Below are 20,575 nucleotides of genomic sequence, written 5' to 3'. Positions count from 1 at the left end.
GGTGACTTCGCGTGCCATTATCGCGACCCACGGGAAACCGCCAGGGGAGCGAGGCGCGGCGGCTTCGGTCCCTTCGGGGATGGTCGCCGGTCATGGCACCAGGGTGCGTAACGCGCACAGCAAACCGATAACCCCGGGGGAAACCCCACTGATCACTCGCGACTTGCGGGGAAAGGACGAACCATGGCAATCGTTACCATGCGTCAGCTCCTCGAGTCCGGTGTCCACTTCGGCCACCAGACTCGCCGTTGGAACCCGAAGATGAAGCGCTTCATCCTCACCGAGCGCAACGGCATCTACATCATCGACCTGCAGCAGACCATTGCTGACATCGACATCGCTTTCGACTTCGTGAAGCAGACCGTCGCCCACGGTGGCACCCTGCTCTTCGTTGGCACCAAGAAGCAGGCTCAGGAAGCCGTGGCCGAGCAGGCCCAGCGCGTCGGCATGCCCTACGTGAACCACCGTTGGCTCGGCGGCATGCTCACCAACTTCTCGACCGTTGCCACCCGTCTGCAGCGCCTGAAGGAACTCGAGCAGATCGACTTCGACGACGTGGCCTCCTCCGGTCACACCAAGAAGGAACTGCTCATGATGCGCCGCGAGAAGGACAAGCTCTCGCGCACCCTGGGCGGCATCCGCGACATGACCAAGGTTCCCTCGGCCGTGTGGATCGTCGACCCCAAGAAGGAGCACCTCGCGGTCTCCGAGGCTCGCAAGCTGCGCATCCCGATCGTCGCCATCCTCGACACCAACGCTGATCCCGACGAGGTCGACTACCGCATCCCCGGCAACGATGACGCCATCCGCGCCGTCGCGCTGCTGACCCGCGTGATCGCCGACGCCGTCGCCGAGGGCCTGATCGCTCGCTCCGACGTCCGCAAGGGGAAGGGCGAAGAAGCCGCTGCTGAGCCGCTGGCTGAGTGGGAGCGCGAGCTCCTCGAGGGCGAGGTCAAGGCTGACGAAGCTGCCGCCGCTGAGGTCGCCGAAGAGTCGACCACCAAGCAGGACTGAACTTTTAACTGAGAGGAATCATCCGATGGCGAATTTCACCGCTGCAGATGTGAAGGCGCTGCGTGAGCAGACCGGCGCCGGCATGATGGATGTCAAGAAGGCTCTGACCGAGGCCGACGGCGACGCCGAGAAGGCTCTCGAGATCATCCGCCTGAAGGGCCTGAAGTCCCTGTCCAAGCGCGAGGGCCGCCAGGCCTCCGCCGGCCTGCTGGCCGCGCAGACCGACGGCACCGTCGGCGTGCTGGTCGAGGTCAACTCCGAGACGGACTTCGTTGCCAAGAACCAGAAGTTCATCGACTTCTCCAACGAGGTCCTGGCCGCCGCCGTCGCTTCTGGTGCCTCCGACCTGGACGCGCTGCTCGCCTCCCCCATGGGCGAGGGCACCGTCAAGGACCGCCTGGACGCTTTCGCCGCCATCATTGGCGAGAAGCTGCAGGTTGGCCGCATCGTGCGCGTTGAGGGCGAGAACGTCGACCTCTACCTGCACCAGACCAACCCCGACCTGCCCCCGCAGGTTGGCGTCTTCGTCGTCACCGATGCCGCCGGCAAGTCCGTTGCCCACGACATCGCGATGCACGTTGCCGCCTACATGCCCGCCTACCTCGATCGCGATTCGGTTCCGGCCGACGTGCTCGAGAAGGAGCGCGCTACCCTCGAGAAGATCACGCTTGAGGAAGGCAAGCCCGCCAACATCGTTCCCAAGATCGTTGAGGGCCGCCTGAACGCGTTCTACAAGGACAACTGCCTCGTTGACCAGGCCTTCGCGCGTGACCCCTCGAAGTCCGTTGCTCAGGTCCTCAAGGAGGCCGGCGCCACGGTCACCAACTTCGTGCGCGTGCACGTCGGTGCCTGATCTGGCCACGTCGTCAGCTTGCTGACAAATGGGAGCGGTCCCGCCGAACGGCGGGGCCGCTTCCCTTTTACCAGGTAGTATGGTTCTTAACCGTTCCGCCCTTCCCGGGCCGTTACAAAGGAGAAGCGTCATGTCGACGAACCGCCGCGTTTTGCTCAAGCTGTCCGGAGAGGCATTCGGAGGTGGATCGATTGGCCTGGACCCCAAGGTCGTCCGCAACATTGCGGAGCAGGTCGCGACGGCAGTGCGCGAGGGCGTGCAGGTTGCGATCGTCGTGGGCGGCGGTAACTTCTTCCGTGGCGCTCAGCTTGCGCGAGAGGGCCTCGAGCGTTCGCGAGCAGACTACATGGGCATGCTCGGTACCGTGATGAACGCTCTGGCACTCCAGGACTTCATCGACCAGTCGGGTGTCCCCGCCCGCGTGCAGACCGCGATCACGATGGCGCAGGTTGCCGAGCCCTACCTGCCGCTTCGAGCGATTCGTCACCTGGAAAAGGGCCGCGTGGTCGTCTTCGGCGCAGGTGCCGGCCTCCCATACTTCTCCACGGACACCGTTTCAGCACAGCGCGCCCTTGAGATTCACTGCGACGAACTCCTCGTTGCCAAGAACGGCGTGGATGGCGTGTACGACGACGATCCGAACAAGAACCCCGATGCCCACCGATTCGACACGCTGACGTACTCGGAGGCTCTGCGCCGCGATCTGAAGGTGATCGACGGATCTGCGCTGGCGCTGTGCCGCGACAACGGGCTGACCACCCGCATCTTCGGCATGGGCGGCGACGGTGCGGTCACCCGCGCGCTGATGGGCGATGAAATCGGTACCCTAGTGACGGCGTGATATAACCTTCACAGACCACTGACTTATAAGGAGCACATAGTGATCGACGATATTCTCCTCGAAGCCGAGGAAAAGATGGACAAGGCCGTGGACGCGGCCAGCCACGAGTTTGCGAATATTCGCACCGGACGTGCGACCTCCTCGATGTTCGAGCAGCTGATGGTTGACTACTACGGCGCCCCCACGCCGATGCAGCAGCTTGCGAGCTTCCAGATTCCCGAGGCCCGTACTGTTCTCATCTCGCCCTTCGACCGCACCGCGACGCAGGAGATCATCCGCACGCTGCGCGAGTCCGACCTCGGCGTCAACCCGACCGACGATGGCAACGTTGTGCGCGTCGTTCTGCCCGCCCTGACGGAGGAACGCCGCAAGGAATACGTCAAGCAGGCCAAGAGCAAGGCTGAGGACGGTCGCGTGTCCGTGCGTGGCGTGCGCCGTAAGGCCAAGGATCAGCTCGACCGCCTGAAGAAGGATGGCGAGGCCTCCGAGGACGACGTCGATCGCGCTGAAAAGTCGCTGGACGCCATGACCAAGGCTCACACCGAGCAGATCGACAAGATGCTCGCCACGAAAGAAAGCGAACTGCTGACGATCTGATGGCATCAACTGATCGTTCGATTCTTGCCCGAGTCTTTTCCCCGGGGCCCACTCGCGACAATCATCCCGCGAGTGGGTCGACGGGGAAGGCCGGGCGTAACCTGCCGCAGGCAATTACCACTGCGGTTGTCCTGATTGCCGCAGTTGCGGTACCGCTGTTTACGTCGCTGCCTGCGTTCGTTGGCGTCATCGCTTTTGTGTGCCTCGTTGGTATTTGGGAGCTGGCGGGTGCGTTTGCGCGCATGGGCGTCACCCTGACGGTCACGCCGCTGTACGTCGGCTCCATCGGCATGGTGACCTGCGCGTGGTGGCTTGGCAGCGAAGGTATGCTCTTCGCTCTGTACATCACGGTGTTTGTGTGTGCGGCGTGGCGTTTGCTCGATCATCGTCAGGAATCGCGCATGAGTGACGTCGTATCCTCGACGTTTGCGGCCGTGTACGTTCCCTTCCTCGCGTCTTTCGTTGTCCTGATGCTCGCGGCATGGCATAACCCGTGGGTGTTCGTTGTCTTCGAGCTGATGGTGATTGCCAACGACACGGGTGGCTGGGCTGCCGGCGTCATGTTCGGCAAGCACCCGATGGCTCCCGCTCTGTCTCCGAAGAAGTCGTGGGAGGGCTTCGCCGGTTCCGCGATTACCGCGATGGCTGTCGGCTCGGTGGGTCTGTGGCTACTCGGCGCCGCCTGGTGGTGGGGCCTCATCGCCGGTATCGCCATTGCTTTCGTGGGGACGATGGGGGACCTGACAGAGTCGCTGATCAAGCGTGAGGCAGGTCTGAAAGACATGTCGCAGATCCTGCCTGGGCACGGCGGCGTTCTCGACCGAGTGGACGCGCTGCTCATGAGCGCGCCGGTTGCCTACTTTATTTTCGCGTGGGCGCTGCCGGGTATTTCTTGGGAGTCTAGCCATTGAGTCAATCGACGAAGGAACCTCGCGGGTCTCACGAACGTATGGCGACGAGCCTGGCTGACCTTCAGCGCCGTAGCTCGCGCCGTGAGGTGCGCCCGACGGACCAGCCGCCGGAGGGCGCGACGCACAAGGACGCAAAGCCGGTTCTGTCGTTCACTGCGAAGCGGCGGGGTAAGGCGCCGTCGCACCTCGCCGACCTGGATGCGGCAGGCCGCAAGCAGGTGCTGAAGGATCTTGGCCTGCCGGGTTTCCGCGCCGATCAGCTTTCGCGTCACTACTTCACGCATTTCGAAGCGGATCCCGCGAAGATGAGCGATATCCCAGTGGGAATGCGCGACGCGGTGTCGGAGGCGCTCCTTCCCGGCCTCGTGACGAAGGTGGTCTCTCTCGAGGCTGACGGCGGTCGCACGATTAAGGATCTGTGGCGGCTGTACGACGGCGCGCAGGTTGAGTCTGTTCTCATGCGCTACCCGCAGCGCACCACCCTGTGCGTGTCCTCGCAGGCGGGCTGCGGTATGGCGTGTCCGTTCTGCGCGACGGGCCAGATGGGCCTGACGCGTAACCTGTCGACCGCCGAGATCGTCGATCAGGTGCGCGAGGCCCAGGCCTCGTGCCGTGACGGTAAGCTGGCGGGCGGGCCGACGACCCTGTCGAACGTTGTTTTTATGGGCATGGGTGAGCCTCTCGCCAACTACAAGACCGTTGTCGCTGCCCTGCATCGCCTGATCGATCCGGCGCCCGAGGGCTTCGGCATGAGCGCTCGCAACATCACCGTCTCTACTGTTGGCCTGGTTCCGGCGATCAAGAAGTTGGCGGGGGAGGGCATGCCTGTGACCCTCGCGGTCTCGCTGCACGCCCCCGACGATGATCTGCGTGACGAACTGATCCCGATCAACTCGCGATGGAAAGTCGGCGAACTCCTGGATGCTGCTCGTGCCTACTTCCTGGCCACGGGGCGACGTGTGTCGATCGAATACGCACTGATCAAGGACATGAACGATCAGGAATGGCGCGCGCAGCTGTTGGCCGACGAGCTGAATAAACGAGGCCACGGCTGGGTGCACGTCAATCCGATTCCTCTCAACCCCACGCCGGGTTCTATTTGGACGGCGTCGACGCGCAGCGCTCAGGAGGCATTCGTCAAGCGCCTGCGTGACAACGGCATTGCGACGTCGATTCGCGATACGCGCGGTTCGGATATCGATGGGGCGTGCGGGCAGCTGGCCACAGCGGTTGCTGAGGGCAAGCGACCGGTCAGGGAGGCGCGCGCGTGATCAGGACAGAGTTTTCTCGCAGTTTCTTGCGCATGGGTTACGACGCGAACGAGGTCCTGACGTTTCTCGCGGACGTTGAACGCACACTGATGGGCGAGGAGACGGACCCAGACAGGGTCGTGACGGCTCAGAAGGCTCTGGATGTGGAGTTTTCTGTGAAGCTGCGCGGTTTCAATGACGAGGAGGTCGACGCGGAGATCGACCGTCTCATTGAGATGCTGCGTCATGCCGAGCGCAGGCGGGTGACGCAGGATGAGAATAGTGCTGGCAGTGACGTTCACGCTGCGAGGCTTCCAGGTGTGGAGCCGACTCCCGCTTCCTCTGAGTATGCTGATTTCGGCACGCCTGAGGCCGTCGATCAGATTCTTCGTTCCATGACACAGGAGAAGGAGTAGTCATGACTGAGTTTCCTAGGGTTGGTCTCTTCTCGAAGGGCTACGACTGCGCACAGGTCGATGCTTTCTTTGAGGATGCGCGTCGCGCCTACGAGGGTGGCGTCCCTCCGGAGCAGTTCAGCTCTGAGCAGGTGCGTCTGGCGACGTTCGAGCTGAAGAGCCGCGGTTACGACATCGAAGCCGTCGATGGGGCGATGAACCGTCTGGAAGCAGCGTTCGTCAACCGTGATCGCGCGGATTCCGTCGCCGCCGAGGGGGAGGCCGCGTGGTACGACCGCGTGGCGGACCGCGCGACGACGCTGTACCCGCGCCTCCAGCGTCCGCGCGGTGAGCGCTTCTCGCACCCGACCTCGGGCCGCGGTTACGCCTGCGACGAGGTTGATGATCTTCTGGATCGTATCGCCGCGTACTTCGACGAGGCGGGGGAGCTGACCGCCGAGGAAATCCGTACGGCGACTTTCCGGCCCAAGCGAGGCAAGAAGGCCTACGCGGAAGGCCCGGTCGACGCGTATTTGGGCCGTGCGGTCGAGATCCTGCTCGCGGTTGACTGATGCCCGTGTCGGTGGAGGAATACGCGACCACAATTCCCGTTGTCCTGCTGGGGTCGACGGGATCGATCGGTACCCAGGCGCGTGAGGTGATCGAAGCGCACAGCGGGCGTTTCGATGTGATCGGTGTGAGCGCGGGCGGTGCATCAATTACTGAGCTTGCCGCGCAGATCGTCGCTTTGAATCCCACGTACGTGGGTGTGGCTCGCGACGTGCGCGAGGAGCTGTCGGCTGCCGTCGCGTCGTTGGGCGGTACATGCCCCGAGGTATTCGTCGGTGACGATGCGTCGGTTGAGGTCGTGTGTGCGTCGGTGGAACGTGCAACGCAGTTGTACCCGAGCGCGACGCCGGTGGTGCTCAACGGCATCACTGGGGGAGTGGGCCTATCGTCGACGCTTGCGGCTCTGCAGTGCGGTGCTCGTTTGGCGTTGGCGAACAAGGAGTCTCTCGTCGTTGGTGGCGCCCTTGTGAAGAACGCCATGCGTTTCCCGGGGCAGATCGTCCCCGTGGACTCCGAGCATTCGGCGATCGCTCAGGCCCTGGCCTCGGGCGTGCACGAGCGTGGTCTGACCTCTCCTGTTGTGTCGGGGCGTTCCGAGGTTGCCGACCTCGTGCTGACAGCGTCGGGGGGTCCGTTCCGTGGTCGAACGCGCGACCAGCTGCGGGGTGTGCGTGCAGAGCAGGCGCTCGCGCACCCGACGTGGCAGATGGGTCCCGTCGTCACGATTAATTCGTCGACGCTCATCAACAAGGGACTGGAACTCATCGAAGCACACCTGCTCTTTGATGTGGCACCCGAACACATTGTCGCAACTGTTCACCCCCAGTCCATCGTGCACTCGATGGTGACGTGGTGCGATGGCGCGACGACGCTTCAGGCGTCGCCCCCGGATATGCGTCTGCCGATCGCGCTCGGGCTGGCGTGGCCCGAGCGCCTGGAGGGCGTGGAGAAGCCTCTGACTTGGTCAGCGGCCTCCGAATGGACGTTCGAGCCGGTTGATAACGAGACGTTCCCCGCCATCGACCTCGCGCGCTTCGCGGTCGCCGCGTCGGCGACACACCCCGCGGTGCTCAACGCCGCGAACGAGGTGCTGGTTGATGCCTTCATCGCTGGGGACGTCCCGTGGCTGGCGATTGTCGACACGGTCTCGACGGTCGTGCACGAGCACGAGGGTGTTGCCGATCCCTCGTTGGAAGATATTGTGGCCGCGCAGCGCTGGGCTGATCAGCGCGCACGCGAGATTGTTCGCGTCGGCCAGTGGAAGGATATGTGAGCGTGGGCTCTCTCGTCGGTATCGTCGTTGTCGTCATCGGAATTTTGGCGTCTGTCGCCCTTCACGAGGTGGGGCACATGGTCCCCGCGAAGAAGTTCGGTGTCCTCGTTCCCGATTACGCGGTGGGCTTTGGGCCTGCGCTGTGGAAGAAGAAGATCGGCGACACGACGTATGCCCTGCGCGCAATTTTGCTGGGCGGCTACGTGAAGATCGTCGGCATGTACGCACCCGCGCGCCCGGGCACGCGGCTCGTGGGCCGCGGCGGTAAGCCGACTCTCGCCCAAGAGGCGCGCGAGGCCTCGGCCGAGGAGATCCCAGAAGGGCAGGAGCACCGCGCGTTCTATCACTTGAGCGCTCCGAAGAAGATCACCGTCATGCTCGGTGGTCCATTGATGAACCTGCTCATCTGCTTCGTGCTCTCCGCCATCGCCATGATGGGTATTGGTGCCCCGACGGCGTCACGCACCATCGCGGAGGTGCCGACGACGGTGACGAGCGCGTCGGGGGAGGTGTCCTCTCCCGCGTACGAGGCCGGGGTTCGTCCCGGGGATACGGTCGTCGCGTGGAACGGGCAGCCTGTGGCCACTTTCGCTGACCTGCAGCGCGCTGTGGGAGCCACCCAGGAGGGTGAGTCCGCTGTACTGACGGTCGAGCGCGACGGTGGCACCGTCGACCTGAGGGTGTCTCCGGTGACGGGATCTCAGGGGGCGCGCATTGTCGGCGTGACCGCCGGTTACGAGTATGTGTCGGCCTCACTGTCTGACGTGGCCGCCGCCAACTGGCAGATGTTTACCGGGACGACGGCGGTCGTGACGCGGCTGCCGCAGGCGGTGTGGCAGGTGGGCCGCTCGGTGTTTACCGACGAAAAGCGGGACTCTTCGGGTGTTGTGTCCGTGGTAGGCGTCGGCCGCCTGGCTGGGGAGGTCACGGGCGATTCTCAGGCGTTGGGCCTGCAGGATACTCGTCAGGTTGTTGCGGTGTTGCTGAGCCTGCTGGCATCGCTCAACATGGCCCTGTTTGTTTTCAACCTCATTCCGCTGCCGCCCCTGGACGGCGGGCACATTCTCGGTGCCGTGTATGAGGGGGTGCGACGCATGATTGCTCGTGTGCGCGGGGCAGAGGATCCCGGTCCGGCGGATACCGCTCGCCTGGTACCCCTGACGTGGGCGGTGGGCGGTCTGCTGGTCGCTATGAGTGTCATTTTGATCGTGGCGGATATCGTCAAGCCGGTGTCGCTGGGCTGACGACCCGGTAGTGAGGTGGGCGGAGGAGCCGCCGACGAAAGCGAGCCTGACCACGCGTGCGTGGTCCGTGTGGGAAGGATGCGCACAGTGCGCGATAATGAATCGGTGAGTGAAATCAACCTTGGTATGCCCGAAGTCGCGGCGTCGCCGTTCCCGCGCAAGCAGACGCGTCGGATCATGGTCGGTGACGTGCCCGTGGGCGGGGGCGCCCGCGTATCCGTTCAGTCCATGACGACCACGAAGACGCACGATATTGGTGCGACGCTGCAGCAGATCGCAGAGCTGACGGCCGCTGGCTGCGACATTGTGCGTGTGGCGTGCCCGACGGATAAAGACGCGGACGCGCTGCCGATCATCGCCAAGCAATCGCGGATCCCGGTGATCGCTGACATCCACTTCAAGCCGAAGTACGTGTTCCAGGCGATCGAGGCCGGCTGTGGTGCGGTTCGCGTGAACCCGGGCAACATCCGCAAGTTCGATGACCAGGTGAAGGACATCTGCAAGGCCGCCTCTGACCACGGAGTGTCGCTGCGCATTGGCGTCAACGCCGGTTCTCTGGATCCGCGACTGCTCAAGAAGTACGGTCGCGCGACACCCGAGGCCCTCGTCGAGTCCGCGATCTGGGAGGCCTCGCTGTTCGAGGAGAATGACTTCCACGATTTCAAGATCTCCGTCAAGCACCACGATGTGCTGACGATGATTCAGGCCTACCGCATGCTGTCCGAGGCGGGGGATTGGCCCCTGCACCTCGGCGTGACCGAGGCCGGCCCCGCGTTCCAGGGCACCATCAAGTCCGTGTCCGCCTTCTCCGTTCTGCTGGCTGAGGGCATCGGCGACACGATCCGTGTCTCGCTGTCCGCTCCTCCCGTCGAGGAGATCAAGGTGGGCACGAAGATGCTGGAGTTCATGGGCCTGCGCGAGAAGACGCTCGAGATTGTCTCGTGCCCGTCCTGTGGTCGCGCGCAGGTGGACGTGTGGACGCTTGCCGAAGACGTGACTGAGGGCCTCAAGGACCTGACCGTTCCGCTGCGCGTCGCCGTCATGGGCTGCGTTGTCAACGGCCCGGGTGAAGCGCGCGAGGCCGACCTGGGTGTCGCATCGGGCAACGGCAAGGGCCAGATCTTCATCCGCGGCGAGGTCGTCGAGACCGTTCCCGAGGATCAGATCGTTGAGACCCTGATCCGCCGCGCAAACGCCCTCGCCGAGGAGCTTGGCCTCGAGCCGGGTTCCGGCAGCGTCGAGGTCGCCCCGATTACCGCCCCGGACGTCAAGCTCCCGGGCATCGACTTCTGAGCTTTTTGAGGAGCAATCCATGCGTATTCGTACTCTCGCGTGCCTGTCCCTGGTTGCTGGCGTGTGCGCCGTCGCGGCCACTGGTTTTCCTCGTCGTATCGGCCTGACGGCTTCGCAGGCGGACGTGTCGCTGCCCGGCGACCTGATTCTCCCCGGAGCCAACGTTGTGGTCGACCGCGGTATCGCGATCGACGCACCCGCGTCGGTCGTCTGGGATGTGCTTGGCCACGTCTTTGAGCCCGAGGACGAGTCCACGATCATCGACATCGAGGATGAGGACCACATCCTGATGCGCGTCGCACCTCCGGCCGCCCCGGAAGGGGCCGAGGCCTCGGGCACCTGCGTCATTGCCCTCCTGCCGCTCTCGCCCTCGCGCACGCTTCTGCATATCCGCGAGCGTCACGTGGCCGAGGGGCGCGACCGTGCGCTCGCGTGGGCGGGCGTCGCCGCCGAGTCGCTGTCGTCGCTGTCCATGCTGCGCGATCTGCGCGATGCGTGCGTCGGTGGCCTCGTTGATGCCTGATTAGTCTCGTTCCCGCCTTTTCGGTTGGACAGCAATCCCCGTTGATGTTGTAGTATCACCTAGTACGCAACGCCAACGGGGATGTTGCTTTGTCCGAAGGGGGACGCTGTGTCCAACTCCACCGCTCTGATCGCACTCGTCGGTCTCGCTATCGCTCTCGTGTGGGCGTGGGCCTGGTTCGGCATTGGCGCCAGCGCGCGCCGTGTCTCGGTGCGTCTCGAGCTCGGTGCCGGACACGCGGCCGGTGAGATGGGGCGCGTCGTGTGGCCCCTGATGCCGCTCCTGTCTCTCCTGTGGTTCCTGACCGCGGATCTGATGGCGCGCGAGGCACGCGGCCTCGACACGCTTGGTTCGCTCGGCCTCGTCATCGGTGTGCTCGCCCTGATGGGTGCTGCCGCTGTTCAGGCCCTCTACTTCGGTGGTCTGCCCGCGTGGGCATACCCGGGTTGGATGGCCCGCCGCTACTACGCGTCGCACCCGGGTGCCCGTGAACGCGAGCTCGGCACCCGCGCGGTTATCTGAGAGTTTCGCTGACGTGCCGATGAGGGGCTACGCGGCTGTGCCGGTGGCCCCGGGCCCTGTGCGTGCCGTACTCTTGGAGCATGCTTCGAAATCTCTCGACTTTCTTCCTGCGAACCCTGCGTGAAGACCCGGCCGACGCCGAGGTCAATTCGCACAAGCTTCTGGTGCGTGCCGGCTATATCCGCCGCTCCGCACCCGGCATCTACACGTGGCTGCCCCTCGGTCTGCGGACCCTGCGCAAGATCGAGGACATCGTCCGCGAGGAGATGGACGCGATGGGCGCTCAGGAAGTTCACTTCCCGGGCCTAATCCCCGCAGAACCCTACAAGGCCACGAACCGCTGGGAAGAGTACGGCCCGACGCTGTTCAAGCTCAACGACCGTAAGGGCGGCGACTACCTTCTGGCCCCCACGCACGAGGAAATGTTCACCCTGCTGGTGAAGGACATGTACTCCTCGTACAAGGACCTGCCCGCCACGCTGTATCAGATTCAGACGAAGTACCGCGACGAGGCTCGTCCGCGCGCCGGCCTGATCCGCGGCCGCGAGTTCGTGATGAAGGACGCCTACTCCTTCGACATTGACGACGAGGGCCTGAACGCCTCCTACCAGGCCGAGCGTGACACCTACGAGCGCATCTTCCAGCGCCTGGGCCTGCGCTACGTCATCGTCTCCGCGATGAGCGGCGCGATGGGCGGCTCGCGCTCCGAGGAGTTCCTGCACCCCTCACCGATCGGCGAGGACACCTTCGTGGCGTCCCCGGGTGGCTACGCCGCCAACGCCGAGGCTGTGACCACCCCCGTGCCCGAGGCTCAGGATGCGTCCGGCGTGCCCGCGCCCCTCGAGGTGCCCACCCCCGACGCTCCGACGATCGAGTCGCTCGTTGACCTGCTCAACGAGCAGTACCCGCGCGAGGACCGCCCCTGGACCGCCGCCGACACGCTGAAGAACGTCGTCGTCACACTGACGCACCCGGATGGCGAGCGCGAGCTCCTCGTGGTGGGCATCCCCGGCGACCGCGATATCGACATGAAGCGTCTCGAGGCCTCCGTGGCCCCCGCCGAGGTCGAGATGGCGTCGGATTCCGACTTTGAGCCGCACCCCGAGCTGGTGCGCGGCTACATCGGCCCCACGGTTCTCGGACCGAACTCGCCCAAGCGCGTCGTGGACGAGGACGGCAACGCCTCCGGTTCCGTGCGCTACCTGGTGGACCCGCGTGTCGTCGAGGGTACCGCCTGGGTGACAGGCGCGAACGCCGAGCAGCGTCACGTCCTCAACCTCGTCATGGGTCGCGACTTCACCGCCGACGGCACGATCGAGGCCGCAGAGGTGCGCGAGGGCGACCTGGCGCCCGACGGCTCGGGCCCCCTCCACCTGGAGCGCGGCATTGAGATCGGCCACATCTTCCAGCTGGGCCGCAAGTACGCCAAGGCCCTGGGCCTCACCGTCCTCGACGAGAACGGCAAGACCCAGGTCGTCACCATGGGCTCGTACGGCATCGGTGTTACCCGCGTGATGGCAGCGCTGGCCGAGGCCAACTGCGACGACAAGGGCCTGAGCTGGCCCGCACAGATCGCTCCCTTCGATGTGCACGTCCTGGCCACCGGCAAGGGCGACGAGGTCTTCGAGACCGCGCAGTCACTGGGCGAGCAGCTCGACGCGGTCGGCCTGGACGTTCTCGTCGACGATCGCCGTAAGGTGAGCGCCGGCGTGAAGTTCAAGGACTACGAGCTCGTGGGCGTGCCCTTCGGCCTGGTTGTCGGTCGTTCGCTGGCCGACGGCGAGGTGGAGATCCGCGTGCGTGCCACCGGTGAGACCATCGTCGTGCCCGTTGAGGAAGCCGTCGCGCGCCTGCGCGAGCTCCACGCTGCAGCCCTGAAGGGGGAGTGACATGGCTATTCGTCCCATCCGCATCATCGGTGACCCCGTCCTGCGTACCGTCTGCGATCCCATCACGGAGATCACGCCGAACGTGAAGGCACTCGTGGAGGACCTGCTCGAGGGCGTCGACATGGACGGCCGTGCCGGCCTGGCCGCCAACCAGATCGGCGTCAGCCTGCGCGCGTTCTCCTGGAACATCGACGGCGAGATCGGCTACGTGCTGAACCCCCGCATCGTCGCGCTGAGCGAAGACGAGTACCAGGACGGCGACGAGGGGTGCCTGTCGGTGCCCGAGCTGTGGTATCCGACCGAGCGCGCCTGGTACGCGCGCTGCGAGGGCACGGACCTGGACGGCAAGAAGGTCGTCGTCGAGGGCGAGGAGCTCATGGCGCGCTGCATCCAGCACGAGTGCGACCACCTTGACGGCCACATCTACATCGACCGTCTTGATCGCCCGACCCGCAAGAAGGCGCTGCGCGACATCCGCAACGCTGGCTTCTGAGCATCTGGCCACATGCAGGCGTGGACGCGCCGGGGAATGGAGTGCATTCCCAGGCGCGTTCGACTATCCTGTAACCACATCGTGTGCGCCGTCTCGGCGCAGATCATTGCGACTCACGGCAGTTTAGGGCGTAGGGGAAGACGATCCTGACAAAGCCAACAGGAGGAACAATGAGAGGGTCATACACCCGCGGTGTACTTTTCGTGCACTCAACACCGCCCGCTCTGTGCCCGCACATCGAGTGGGCGCTGGGCACCGCGCTCGGCCAGGAGGTTCACCTCCAGTGGTCGGACCAGGAAGCGGCGCCGGGCATGGTTCGCTGCGAGTTCTCGTGGGTCGGACCGATCGGCTCGGGCGCCCGTTTGGCGTCCGCTCTGCGCGGTTGGGAGCACCTGCGTTACGAGGTGACGGAGGAGGCAACGGCCTCGAGCGACGGTGGCCGCTGGTGCCACACGCCCTCCCTCGGTATCTTCCACTCCCAGATGGACACCATCGGCAACGTCGTTGTGCCCGAGGACCGCATCCGTGCGGCCCTGGAGTCCGCCACGACGTACGAGGAGCTGCGCGAGGGTCTCGACCTGGCTCTCGGCCAGGCCTGGGATGATGAACTTGAGTCCTTCCGCCACGCCGGTGCCGGTGCGCCCGTGCGTTGGCTCAACAATCGGGTTGGCTGATGGGCTCCATCGCCGACCTGCTCGGTGACCAGCTGCGTGCAGGCTTAGCGCAGCTGGTCGACTCCGATGCGTCCGACGAGGCGCCCGACGCGGCCCCTGCCTCGTCCGAAAGTGTCGCTGAGACCGCCCAGGACCGCGCCCGGGAGGCCGCGATGGAGGCCGTGCTCGACGAGGCGGAGCTCGATCCCGCCGATGCGCGCGGAGAGCTCACGCTGCGCGGCGATCTGGATATGGACGACGTGTCCCTCTACGCCGTCGTCGCGCGCGTGGAACGCGAGGCGAAGGTGACGCTGAATGACGCTCAGGTCCAGGAATGGGTGACGCTCGCGGACCTGCTTGACGCCGTTTCTGACGCCGCGTCCAATCACTAGCGAAAGACCTTCTCAGCGGAGCTTCAACGACGCTTCCAATGTTCGTAAAGTGCCGGAATTTCGGGCCTACAGGGCCTACCATGGAGGCGCACCTGCCGGAATGAACCGGCGGGCGAACAGACGGAAGGAACAACGTTGACCCGCACCGAAGAAGATCTGCTCGGCACCCGCGAAGTACCCGAGGATGCGTACTGGGGCATTCATACGCTGCGAGCAATCGAGAACTATCAGATCTCGGGTCGCACGATCAATGAAGCACCCGAACTCATCCGCGCGTTCGCGCAGGTGAAGAAGGCGTGCGCCATGGCGAACATGCAGCTGAAGGCCATGAAGCCGGCCAAGGCCGAGGCGATCATCGCAGCCTGCGACGAGATCATCGAAAACGGCCGTTGCATGGACCAGTTCCCCGTGGACCAGTTCCAGGGCGGTGCCGGCACCTCCGTCAACATGAATGCGAACGAGGTCATCGCGAACCTGGCGCTCGAGATCCTGGGGGAGGAGAAGGGCCGCTACGACATCATCAACCCCAACGATCACGTCAACCGCTCCCAGTCGACGAACGACGCCTACCCGACGGCGTTCCGCATCGCCCTGTGGCGCAAGGTTAACCGGCTGCGCAAGGCCATCGACGAGCTCGCCGACTCTTTCGATGAGAAGGGCGCCGAGTTCCGCCACATTCTGACGATGGGCCGCACGCAGCTGCAGGATGCCGTTCCGATGTCGCTGGGCAGCGAGTTCTCCGCCTTCGCGCACACGCTGCGCGAGGAGGATGAGCGCCTCGTCAACAACGCCGAGCTGCTCCTGGAGACGAACCTCGGTGCGACCGCGATCGGCACCGGCCTGAACACCCCGGACGGCTACCAGCAGGTCGTCGTGCGCCACCTGCGCCGCATCACGGGTGCCCGCGTCGTCGGCTCGCCGAACCTCCTCGAGGCCACGTCCGATACGGGCGCGTACGTGTCCATGCACGCCACGATCAAGCGCAGCGCCGTCAAGCTCTCCAAGGTCTGCAACGACCTGCGTCTGCTGGCCTCGGGCCCCCGCGCCGGCCTCAATGAGATCAACCTGCCGAAGATGGCCGCGGGTTCCTCGATCATGCCTGCCAAGGTCAACCCCGTCATCCCCGAGGTCGTCAACCAGGTGTGCTTCAAGGTCATCGGCAACGACCAGACCGTCACCATGGCGGCCGAGGCGGGCCAGCTTCAGCTCAACGTCATGGAGCCCGTGATCGCGCAGGCGCTCATCGAGTCCATCAACCTCCTCGTGAATGCCTGCGATACGCTGCGTGAGCGCTGCATCACCGGCATCACCGCCAACGAAGAGGTGTGCCGCGGCTACGTGGAGAACTCGATCGGCATCGTCACGTACTTCAACGACGTCATTGGTCACCACCTGGGCGACGTCGTGGGTAAGCGCGCCGCGGCCGAGGGCAAGACGGTCCGCGAGGTCATCCACGACATGGAGCTTCTGTCTGAGGAAGAGGTCGAGCGCATCCTCTCGCCCGAGAACCTCGCGAACCCGAAGTACGCGGGCACCGAGGAAGACTGAGCGCCTGAAGCTCGCTAACGACGAGGCCGGGGACCCCGCGTGGGGCCCCGGCCTTCGTTGTGGGCTGGCTCCGCTAGGGGAGTAGAGACTCCTTGAAGGAGCGCACGAAAGTGCCAAAACGCTCCACCCTGTCCGAGAAATATCGGTAGATGCGCCTGCGAGCGTCGCCCACGTACTCCACGGTGCGCAGGTCCTCGTAGCGGAAGCGACCGCGGTCATCGATGAGCGCGGAGTCGACCAGACGCTGAGTGATCTCGCAGCGGAAGTGTGTGTAAGTGCCGTCGTCCGTGGCCTCCAGGACACGGCACAGCAGGCTCATCTGGGAGCCGTCGAGTACGGGGATGCCATCGTGATCGCTTGACGGCACGTGCGCGTCGCGGAGCTTGTCGCCGCCCGAGACTGTTCCCGCGTATTCAAAGAGTCCCATGGCCTCGGCGCCGAACAGATTGAGGGAACAGACGCCGAAGCGCTTGATCGAGCGGGCGGCATGCGTGGTGGAGTCGCAGCCGATCATGACCATCTGCCCCAGCGAGTATGAGGAGGAACCCGTCGTGATACCGACGCCGACGGTCTCGTCCGGATAGGCCAGGATGTAGACGGGGAAGCCGTAGTAGAACTTCTCGGTTTCGTAGGGAACGTGCATGCGTCTATTGTCTGCCGGATACGGCGGGCAGGCAGTGCCGATCCCATTGCTTGGCCCAAACGACGAGGCCGGGGACCCCGCGTGGGGATCCCCGGCCTCGTTCTCATGACCGCTGGGCACCGCGATGGAGGAGCGCGGGCCTAGCGACGATCACTCCTCGCCAGCGTGGTCGTTGCCCTGGATCGAGTAGTTGAACAGGTCGTACTTCTCGATCGCCTGCTGGACGACGGACGGGTCAACCTGACCCTTGTCGGCCAGGGCAGCGAGCGTGCGCACGACCATCGACTCGGCATCGATGTGGTACCAGCGACGGGCAGCGCGACGGGTGTCGGAGAAGCCGAAGCCATCCGCTCCGAGCACGTGGTAGTCGCCGGGGACCCACTGACGGATCTGGTCGGGCAGCATACGGTCGAAGTCGGAGGAAGCCACGAACGGACCCTCGCGACCCGCGAGCTTCGTCGACACGTAGGGCGTGCGGCGGGGCTCGGACGGGTGCAGGAAGTTGTGCTCCTCGGCATCCAGGCCGTCGCGACGCAGCTCGTTCCACGAGGTCACGGACCACACGGCGGCGTCCACGCCCCAGTCGCGGGCGAGCAGCTCGCGGGCCTCGCGCGCCCACGGCACGCCGACGCCGGAGGCGAGCAGCTGAGCCTTGGGGCCGCCGAAGTTCTGGTGCTCATCGAGGTTGTAGATGCCCTTGATGATGCCCTCGACGTCCACGTTCTCGGGCTCGGCCGGCTGGTGGATCGGCTCGTTGTACACGGTGATGTAGTACATGACGTTCGGGTCGCGGTCGCCCGCGTCGCCGTACATGCGCTCCAGACCGTCCGCCATGATATGGCGGATTTCGTACGCGTAGGCCGGGTCGTAGGAGACGAACGCGTGGTTGGTGGCAGCCAGGACGTGCGAGTGGCCGTCCATGTGCTGCAGGCCCTCACCCGCAAGCGTCGTGCGGCCGGCGGTCGCGCCGATGACGAAGCCCTTGGTCAGCTGGTCGCCCGCGGCCCAGAACTGGTCGCCCGTGCGCTGGAAGCCGAACATCGAGTAGAAGATGTAGATCGGCACCATCGGCAGGTCGTGCGTGGCGTACGCTGTGCCGACGACCTGGAAGGCGGCGGAGGAGCCGGCCTCGGTGATGCCCGTGTGCAGGATACGGCCCTGCTCGGACTCACGGTAGGACAGCATCATGTCCGCGTCGACGGGCGTGTAGGACTGGCCGGTCGTGTTGAAGATCTTCGCCGAAGGGAAGATCGCGTCCAGGCCGAAGGTACGGGCCTCGTCGGGGATGATTGGCACGAAGTACTTGCCGACCTCCTTGTCCTTGAGGAGGTCCTTGATGAGGCGCACGAGAGCCATGGTCGTGGCGACCTCGAGCTTGCCGGAGCCCTTGGACAGCGCCTCGAAGGGACGCGTGGGCAGGGCGGGGAGCTTGGGCTGACGGTCGGCGCGGCGCTCGGGCACCCAACCGCCGAGGATCTCGCGGCGCTCCTTCATGTACTGCAGGGCCGGGTGATCGGCCGGCGGCATGTAGTACGGGGGCATGTAGGGATCGCGCTCGAGTTCCTCGTCAGTGATCGGGATCTGCAGGCGATCGCGCAGCTGCTTGGCGTCCTCGAGCGTCAGCTTCTTCATCTGGTGCGTCGAGTTACGGCCCGCGAAGTGCGTGCCCAGCGCGTAGCCCTTAATGGTGTGCGCGAGGACGACCGTGGGCTGGCCGGTGTGGTCCATGGCGGCCTTGTAGGCGGCGTAGACCTTGCGGTAGTCGTGGCCGCCGCGCTTGAGCTCCCAAAGCTGCTCGTCGGTCCAGTTCTTGACCATTTCCTTGGTGCGCGGGTCACGCCCGAAGAAGTGCTCACGCACGTAGGCGCCGTCGTTCGCACGGAAGGTCTGGTAGTCGCCGTCCAGGGTCTCGTTCATGACGTGGACGAGGGCGTCGTCCTTGTCGGCGGCCAGCAGCTGATCCCAGCCGCGGCCCCAGATGACCTTGATGACGTTCCAGCCGGCGCCCTTGAAGAAAGCCTCGAGTTCCTGGATGATCTTGCCGTTGCCGCGCACCGGGCCGTCGAGACGCTGCAGGTTGCAGTTGATGACGAAGGTCAGGTTGTCCAGGCGCTGCTGAGCGGCGAGCTGGAGCATGCCGCGGGACTCAGGCTCGTCCATCTCACCGTCGCCGATGAAGGCCCACGTGTGCTGCTGCGACGTGTCCTTGATGCCGTTCATGTGCAGGTAGCGGTCGAACCAGGCCTGGTAGATGGCCTCGGCGGGCCCCAGGCCAAGCGAGACCGTGGGGAACTCCCAGAAGTGATCGAGCTGGCGCGGGTGCGGGTACGAGGGCAGGCCGTGCTCCGTGGAGACCTGCTGACGGAAGCCGTCCATCTCCTCTTCGGAGAGACGACCCTCGAGGAAGGCACGGGCGTAGGGGCCGGGGGAGGCGTGACCCTGGAAGAAGACGTGGTCGCCGCCGCCGGGGTGGTCCTTGCCGCGGAAGAAGTGGTTGAGGCCGACCTCGTAGAGGGTGGCAACCGAGGCGTAGGACGAGATGTGTCCGCCCACCTTGACGCCGGGGCGCTGGGCGCGCGTCACCTGAACGGCGGCGTTCCAGCGGATCCAGCGGCGGTATTCGCGCTCCATGGCTTCGTCGCCGGGGAAGTACGGCTCCTGGTCAACGGGGATGGTGTTGACGTAGGGGGTCGTGTATTCCTGGGGGAGCTGAACGCCGTTGCGGCGCGCTTCGTCCAGCATGTGCAGCAGGATGTAGCGTGCGCGGGGGCCGCCCTTTTCGTTGATGAGCCCGGACAGGGACTCAACCCATTCGGCGGTCTCCTGGGGGTCGTTGTCGGGAACCTGAGGAATCAGGCCGTTGACGACGGGGTGGGACTCGTGGAGTTGGCTCACGGTGTACCTTCTCGCTTGACTCAGTGCTGCTTGCGCAGCGTGCGTGAGCGGTGTCCTCTAGCGACACCGCACATATCGGGACCATTGTCCCACTATTGGGGTGTCTTTGCGAGTGTTTGCCTTGCGTATCCACTATGAGGTGCGTATCACCGGACTGCGGGCGGGTACCGTCGGGTAATTCCCCTGTTCAGACGGGGCAGTGTTCGTAGGAGTCTTCTATCGTGGTCCATCCCTTGCATTCGAGTAGCTCCAATGCCCTAGGATGAAGGCGTGAACGTTGATAAGACACTGAGCGCCAGCTCGTTGATGGGCGGTGCTGCGTGATGGCAGTGAGCCTGGGTTTTGCGTCCGATGCGATCGTGCAGGAGTTCTACGTCGATGATGACGTCGATCAGGCCGTGCGCGATGCGATTGAAGGGGAGACGGGGCATCCGCTCGTCGACGTCGATTACGCGGACGTCGTGGACGGCGCGATCGTCTGGTGGCGCGCAGACGACGCCGAGGAAGAGGACCTCGCGGACGTGCTCGTGGACGCGATGTCGAACCTGGACGACGGCGGCCTGATTTGGGTGCTGATCCCCAAGCCGGGACGCCCCAACTCCGTGCGCGTGGGCGATGTAGAGGAGTCCGCGGAGATCGCAGGCCTGCACGCGACGACGTCGACGGCGCTCGGGGACAACTGGGCGGGCGTGCGCCTGACCGCGCGTCCGCGTTCGCGCCGCTAGTGTTTCGACGAGGCATGGGCGGGCCAGCGCTGTTCTGTGCTGTGACGCTCT

At 65.0% G+C, this 20,575-nt stretch carries 21 protein-coding genes; 19 read left to right on the top strand and 2 right to left on the bottom strand.

Annotated features, from left to right (window positions below):
- Positions 1-183 precede the first annotated feature (183 nt).
- The 18 genes from rpsB (at position 184) to aspA (ending at position 16,261) form a co-directional block, all read left to right on the top strand.
- Complete coding sequence (gene rpsB / locus CYJ22_RS04275) at positions 184-1,014, top strand: 30S ribosomal protein S2 (protein WP_034466423.1); 831 nt, start codon at positions 184-186, stop codon at positions 1,012-1,014.
- Positions 1,015-1,039: 25 nt separating this feature from the next.
- Positions 1,040-1,867 carry a translation elongation factor Ts gene (gene tsf, locus CYJ22_RS04270; RefSeq protein ID WP_101601379.1) on the top strand — a complete coding sequence of 276 codons (828 nt, stop codon included), beginning with the start codon at positions 1,040-1,042 and terminating at the stop codon, positions 1,865-1,867.
- Positions 1,868-1,997: 130 nt separating this feature from the next.
- Positions 1,998-2,708, top strand: coding sequence for a UMP kinase (gene pyrH, locus CYJ22_RS04265; RefSeq protein WP_003795332.1), 711 nt, complete (start codon positions 1,998-2,000; stop codon positions 2,706-2,708).
- Positions 2,709-2,747: 39 nt separating this feature from the next.
- Positions 2,748-3,305 (top strand): ribosome recycling factor, encoded by a 558-nt coding sequence (gene frr, locus CYJ22_RS04260; protein ID WP_007588703.1) that lies wholly within the window; start codon positions 2,748-2,750, stop codon positions 3,303-3,305.
- Positions 3,305-4,216, top strand: a complete 912-nt coding sequence (locus tag CYJ22_RS04255; protein WP_101601377.1) for a phosphatidate cytidylyltransferase — start codon at positions 3,305-3,307, stop codon at positions 4,214-4,216. The genes frr and CYJ22_RS04255 overlap by 1 nt, the downstream gene beginning before the upstream one ends.
- 38 nt (positions 4,217-4,254) lie before the next feature.
- Positions 4,255-5,487, top strand: coding sequence for a 23S rRNA (adenine(2503)-C(2))-methyltransferase RlmN (gene rlmN / locus CYJ22_RS04250; RefSeq protein WP_007588736.1), 1,233 nt, complete (start codon positions 4,255-4,257; stop codon positions 5,485-5,487).
- Between the two features lie 32 nt (positions 5,488-5,519).
- Complete coding sequence (locus CYJ22_RS04245; protein ID WP_101601553.1) at positions 5,520-5,882, top strand: DivIVA domain-containing protein; 363 nt, start codon at positions 5,520-5,522, stop codon at positions 5,880-5,882.
- A 2-nt stretch (positions 5,883-5,884) separates the two neighbouring features.
- A complete protein-coding gene (locus CYJ22_RS04240; RefSeq protein WP_101601374.1) occupies positions 5,885-6,433 on the top strand; it encodes a DivIVA domain-containing protein in 549 nt (182 codons plus the stop codon).
- Positions 6,433-7,704 carry a 1-deoxy-D-xylulose-5-phosphate reductoisomerase gene (gene dxr, locus CYJ22_RS04235; protein WP_101601371.1) on the top strand — a complete coding sequence of 424 codons (1,272 nt, stop codon included), beginning with the start codon at positions 6,433-6,435 and terminating at the stop codon, positions 7,702-7,704. Before CYJ22_RS04240 ends, dxr begins: the two co-directional genes overlap by 1 nt.
- A 2-nt stretch (positions 7,705-7,706) precedes the next feature.
- On the top strand, positions 7,707-8,948 hold the full coding sequence (locus tag CYJ22_RS04230; protein WP_007588715.1) for a M50 family metallopeptidase: 1,242 nt from the start codon (positions 7,707-7,709) through the stop codon (positions 8,946-8,948).
- A 126-nt stretch (positions 8,949-9,074) separates the two neighbouring features.
- A complete protein-coding gene (gene ispG / locus CYJ22_RS04225; RefSeq protein ID WP_034496559.1) occupies positions 9,075-10,241 on the top strand; it encodes a flavodoxin-dependent (E)-4-hydroxy-3-methylbut-2-enyl-diphosphate synthase in 1,167 nt (388 codons plus the stop codon).
- Between the two features lie 19 nt (positions 10,242-10,260).
- Positions 10,261-10,764 (top strand): hypothetical protein, encoded by a 504-nt coding sequence (locus CYJ22_RS04220; protein WP_007588762.1) that lies wholly within the window; start codon positions 10,261-10,263, stop codon positions 10,762-10,764.
- Positions 10,765-10,845: 81 nt separating this feature from the next.
- Positions 10,846-11,286, top strand: a complete 441-nt coding sequence (locus CYJ22_RS04215) for a hypothetical protein (RefSeq protein ID WP_034496531.1) — start codon at positions 10,846-10,848, stop codon at positions 11,284-11,286.
- Positions 11,287-11,366: 80 nt separating this feature from the next.
- A complete protein-coding gene (locus CYJ22_RS04210; protein WP_007588791.1) occupies positions 11,367-13,175 on the top strand; it encodes a proline--tRNA ligase in 1,809 nt (602 codons plus the stop codon).
- Position 13,176: 1 nt separating this feature from the next.
- Positions 13,177-13,668 carry a peptide deformylase gene (gene def / locus CYJ22_RS04205; protein ID WP_007588752.1) on the top strand — a complete coding sequence of 164 codons (492 nt, stop codon included), beginning with the start codon at positions 13,177-13,179 and terminating at the stop codon, positions 13,666-13,668.
- Between the two features lie 170 nt (positions 13,669-13,838).
- Positions 13,839-14,342, top strand: coding sequence for a DUF3145 domain-containing protein (locus tag CYJ22_RS04200; RefSeq protein WP_003792798.1), 504 nt, complete (start codon positions 13,839-13,841; stop codon positions 14,340-14,342).
- Positions 14,342-14,713 (top strand): phosphopantetheine-binding protein, encoded by a 372-nt coding sequence (locus CYJ22_RS04195; RefSeq protein ID WP_101601369.1) that lies wholly within the window; start codon positions 14,342-14,344, stop codon positions 14,711-14,713. Before CYJ22_RS04200 ends, CYJ22_RS04195 begins: the two co-directional genes overlap by 1 nt.
- Before the next feature lie 135 nt (positions 14,714-14,848).
- Entirely contained in the window at positions 14,849-16,261 is a 1,413-nt protein-coding gene (aspA, locus tag CYJ22_RS04190) for an aspartate ammonia-lyase (protein ID WP_101601366.1), read from the top strand.
- Between the two features lie 73 nt (positions 16,262-16,334).
- On the opposite strand, the gene CYJ22_RS04185 is transcribed toward aspA, so the two are convergent.
- Positions 16,335-16,904 (bottom strand): flavin reductase, encoded by a 570-nt coding sequence (locus CYJ22_RS04185; RefSeq protein ID WP_101601364.1) that lies wholly within the window; start codon positions 16,902-16,904, stop codon positions 16,335-16,337.
- 150 nt (positions 16,905-17,054) lie between these two features.
- Positions 17,055-19,799: a pyruvate dehydrogenase (acetyl-transferring), homodimeric type gene (gene aceE / locus CYJ22_RS04180; protein WP_101601362.1), complete on the bottom strand. Its 2,745-nt coding sequence runs from the start codon at positions 19,797-19,799 to the stop codon at positions 17,055-17,057.
- Positions 19,800-20,122: 323 nt separating this feature from the next.
- On the opposite strand from aceE, the gene CYJ22_RS04175 reads away from it, so the two are divergent.
- Complete coding sequence (locus tag CYJ22_RS04175) at positions 20,123-20,524, top strand: DUF3052 domain-containing protein (RefSeq protein WP_101601360.1); 402 nt, start codon at positions 20,123-20,125, stop codon at positions 20,522-20,524.
- Positions 20,525-20,575 lie beyond the last annotated feature (51 nt).

It is taken from the genome of Schaalia odontolytica, assembly GCF_002847525.1.
GTDB classification, from domain to species: Bacteria; Actinomycetota; Actinomycetes; order Actinomycetales; family Actinomycetaceae; genus Pauljensenia; species Pauljensenia odontolytica_B.
Note: the sequence above shows the minus strand (reverse complement) of the source record. Positions and strands in the feature narration are given on the sequence as shown.

Coding starts and splice junctions, on each gene's coding strand:
- def (WP_007588752.1), top strand. CDS start 13,177: ATGGCTATTCGTCCCATCCGCATCATCGGTGACCCCGTCCTGCGTACC.
- CYJ22_RS04210 (WP_007588791.1), top strand. CDS start 11,367: ATGCTTCGAAATCTCTCGACTTTCTTCCTGCGAACCCTGCGTGAAGAC.
- dxr (WP_101601371.1), top strand. CDS start 6,433: ATGCCCGTGTCGGTGGAGGAATACGCGACCACAATTCCCGTTGTCCTG.
- CYJ22_RS04215 (WP_034496531.1), top strand. CDS start 10,846: ATGTTGCTTTGTCCGAAGGGGGACGCTGTGTCCAACTCCACCGCTCTG.
- rlmN (WP_007588736.1), top strand. CDS start 4,255: ATGGCGACGAGCCTGGCTGACCTTCAGCGCCGTAGCTCGCGCCGTGAG.
- CYJ22_RS04175 (WP_101601360.1), top strand. CDS start 20,123: ATGGCAGTGAGCCTGGGTTTTGCGTCCGATGCGATCGTGCAGGAGTTC.
- tsf (WP_101601379.1), top strand. CDS start 1,040: ATGGCGAATTTCACCGCTGCAGATGTGAAGGCGCTGCGTGAGCAGACC.
- CYJ22_RS04200 (WP_003792798.1), top strand. CDS start 13,839: ATGAGAGGGTCATACACCCGCGGTGTACTTTTCGTGCACTCAACACCG.
- CYJ22_RS04245 (WP_101601553.1), top strand. CDS start 5,520: ATGGGTTACGACGCGAACGAGGTCCTGACGTTTCTCGCGGACGTTGAA.
- CYJ22_RS04185 (WP_101601364.1), bottom strand. CDS start 16,904: ATGCACGTTCCCTACGAAACCGAGAAGTTCTACTACGGCTTCCCCGTC.
- ispG (WP_034496559.1), top strand. CDS start 9,075: ATGCCCGAAGTCGCGGCGTCGCCGTTCCCGCGCAAGCAGACGCGTCGG.
- CYJ22_RS04220 (WP_007588762.1), top strand. CDS start 10,261: ATGCGTATTCGTACTCTCGCGTGCCTGTCCCTGGTTGCTGGCGTGTGC.
- CYJ22_RS04240 (WP_101601374.1), top strand. CDS start 5,885: ATGACTGAGTTTCCTAGGGTTGGTCTCTTCTCGAAGGGCTACGACTGC.
- CYJ22_RS04195 (WP_101601369.1), top strand. CDS start 14,342: ATGGGCTCCATCGCCGACCTGCTCGGTGACCAGCTGCGTGCAGGCTTA.
- CYJ22_RS04255 (WP_101601377.1), top strand. CDS start 3,305: ATGGCATCAACTGATCGTTCGATTCTTGCCCGAGTCTTTTCCCCGGGG.
- pyrH (WP_003795332.1), top strand. CDS start 1,998: ATGTCGACGAACCGCCGCGTTTTGCTCAAGCTGTCCGGAGAGGCATTC.
- rpsB (WP_034466423.1), top strand. CDS start 184: ATGGCAATCGTTACCATGCGTCAGCTCCTCGAGTCCGGTGTCCACTTC.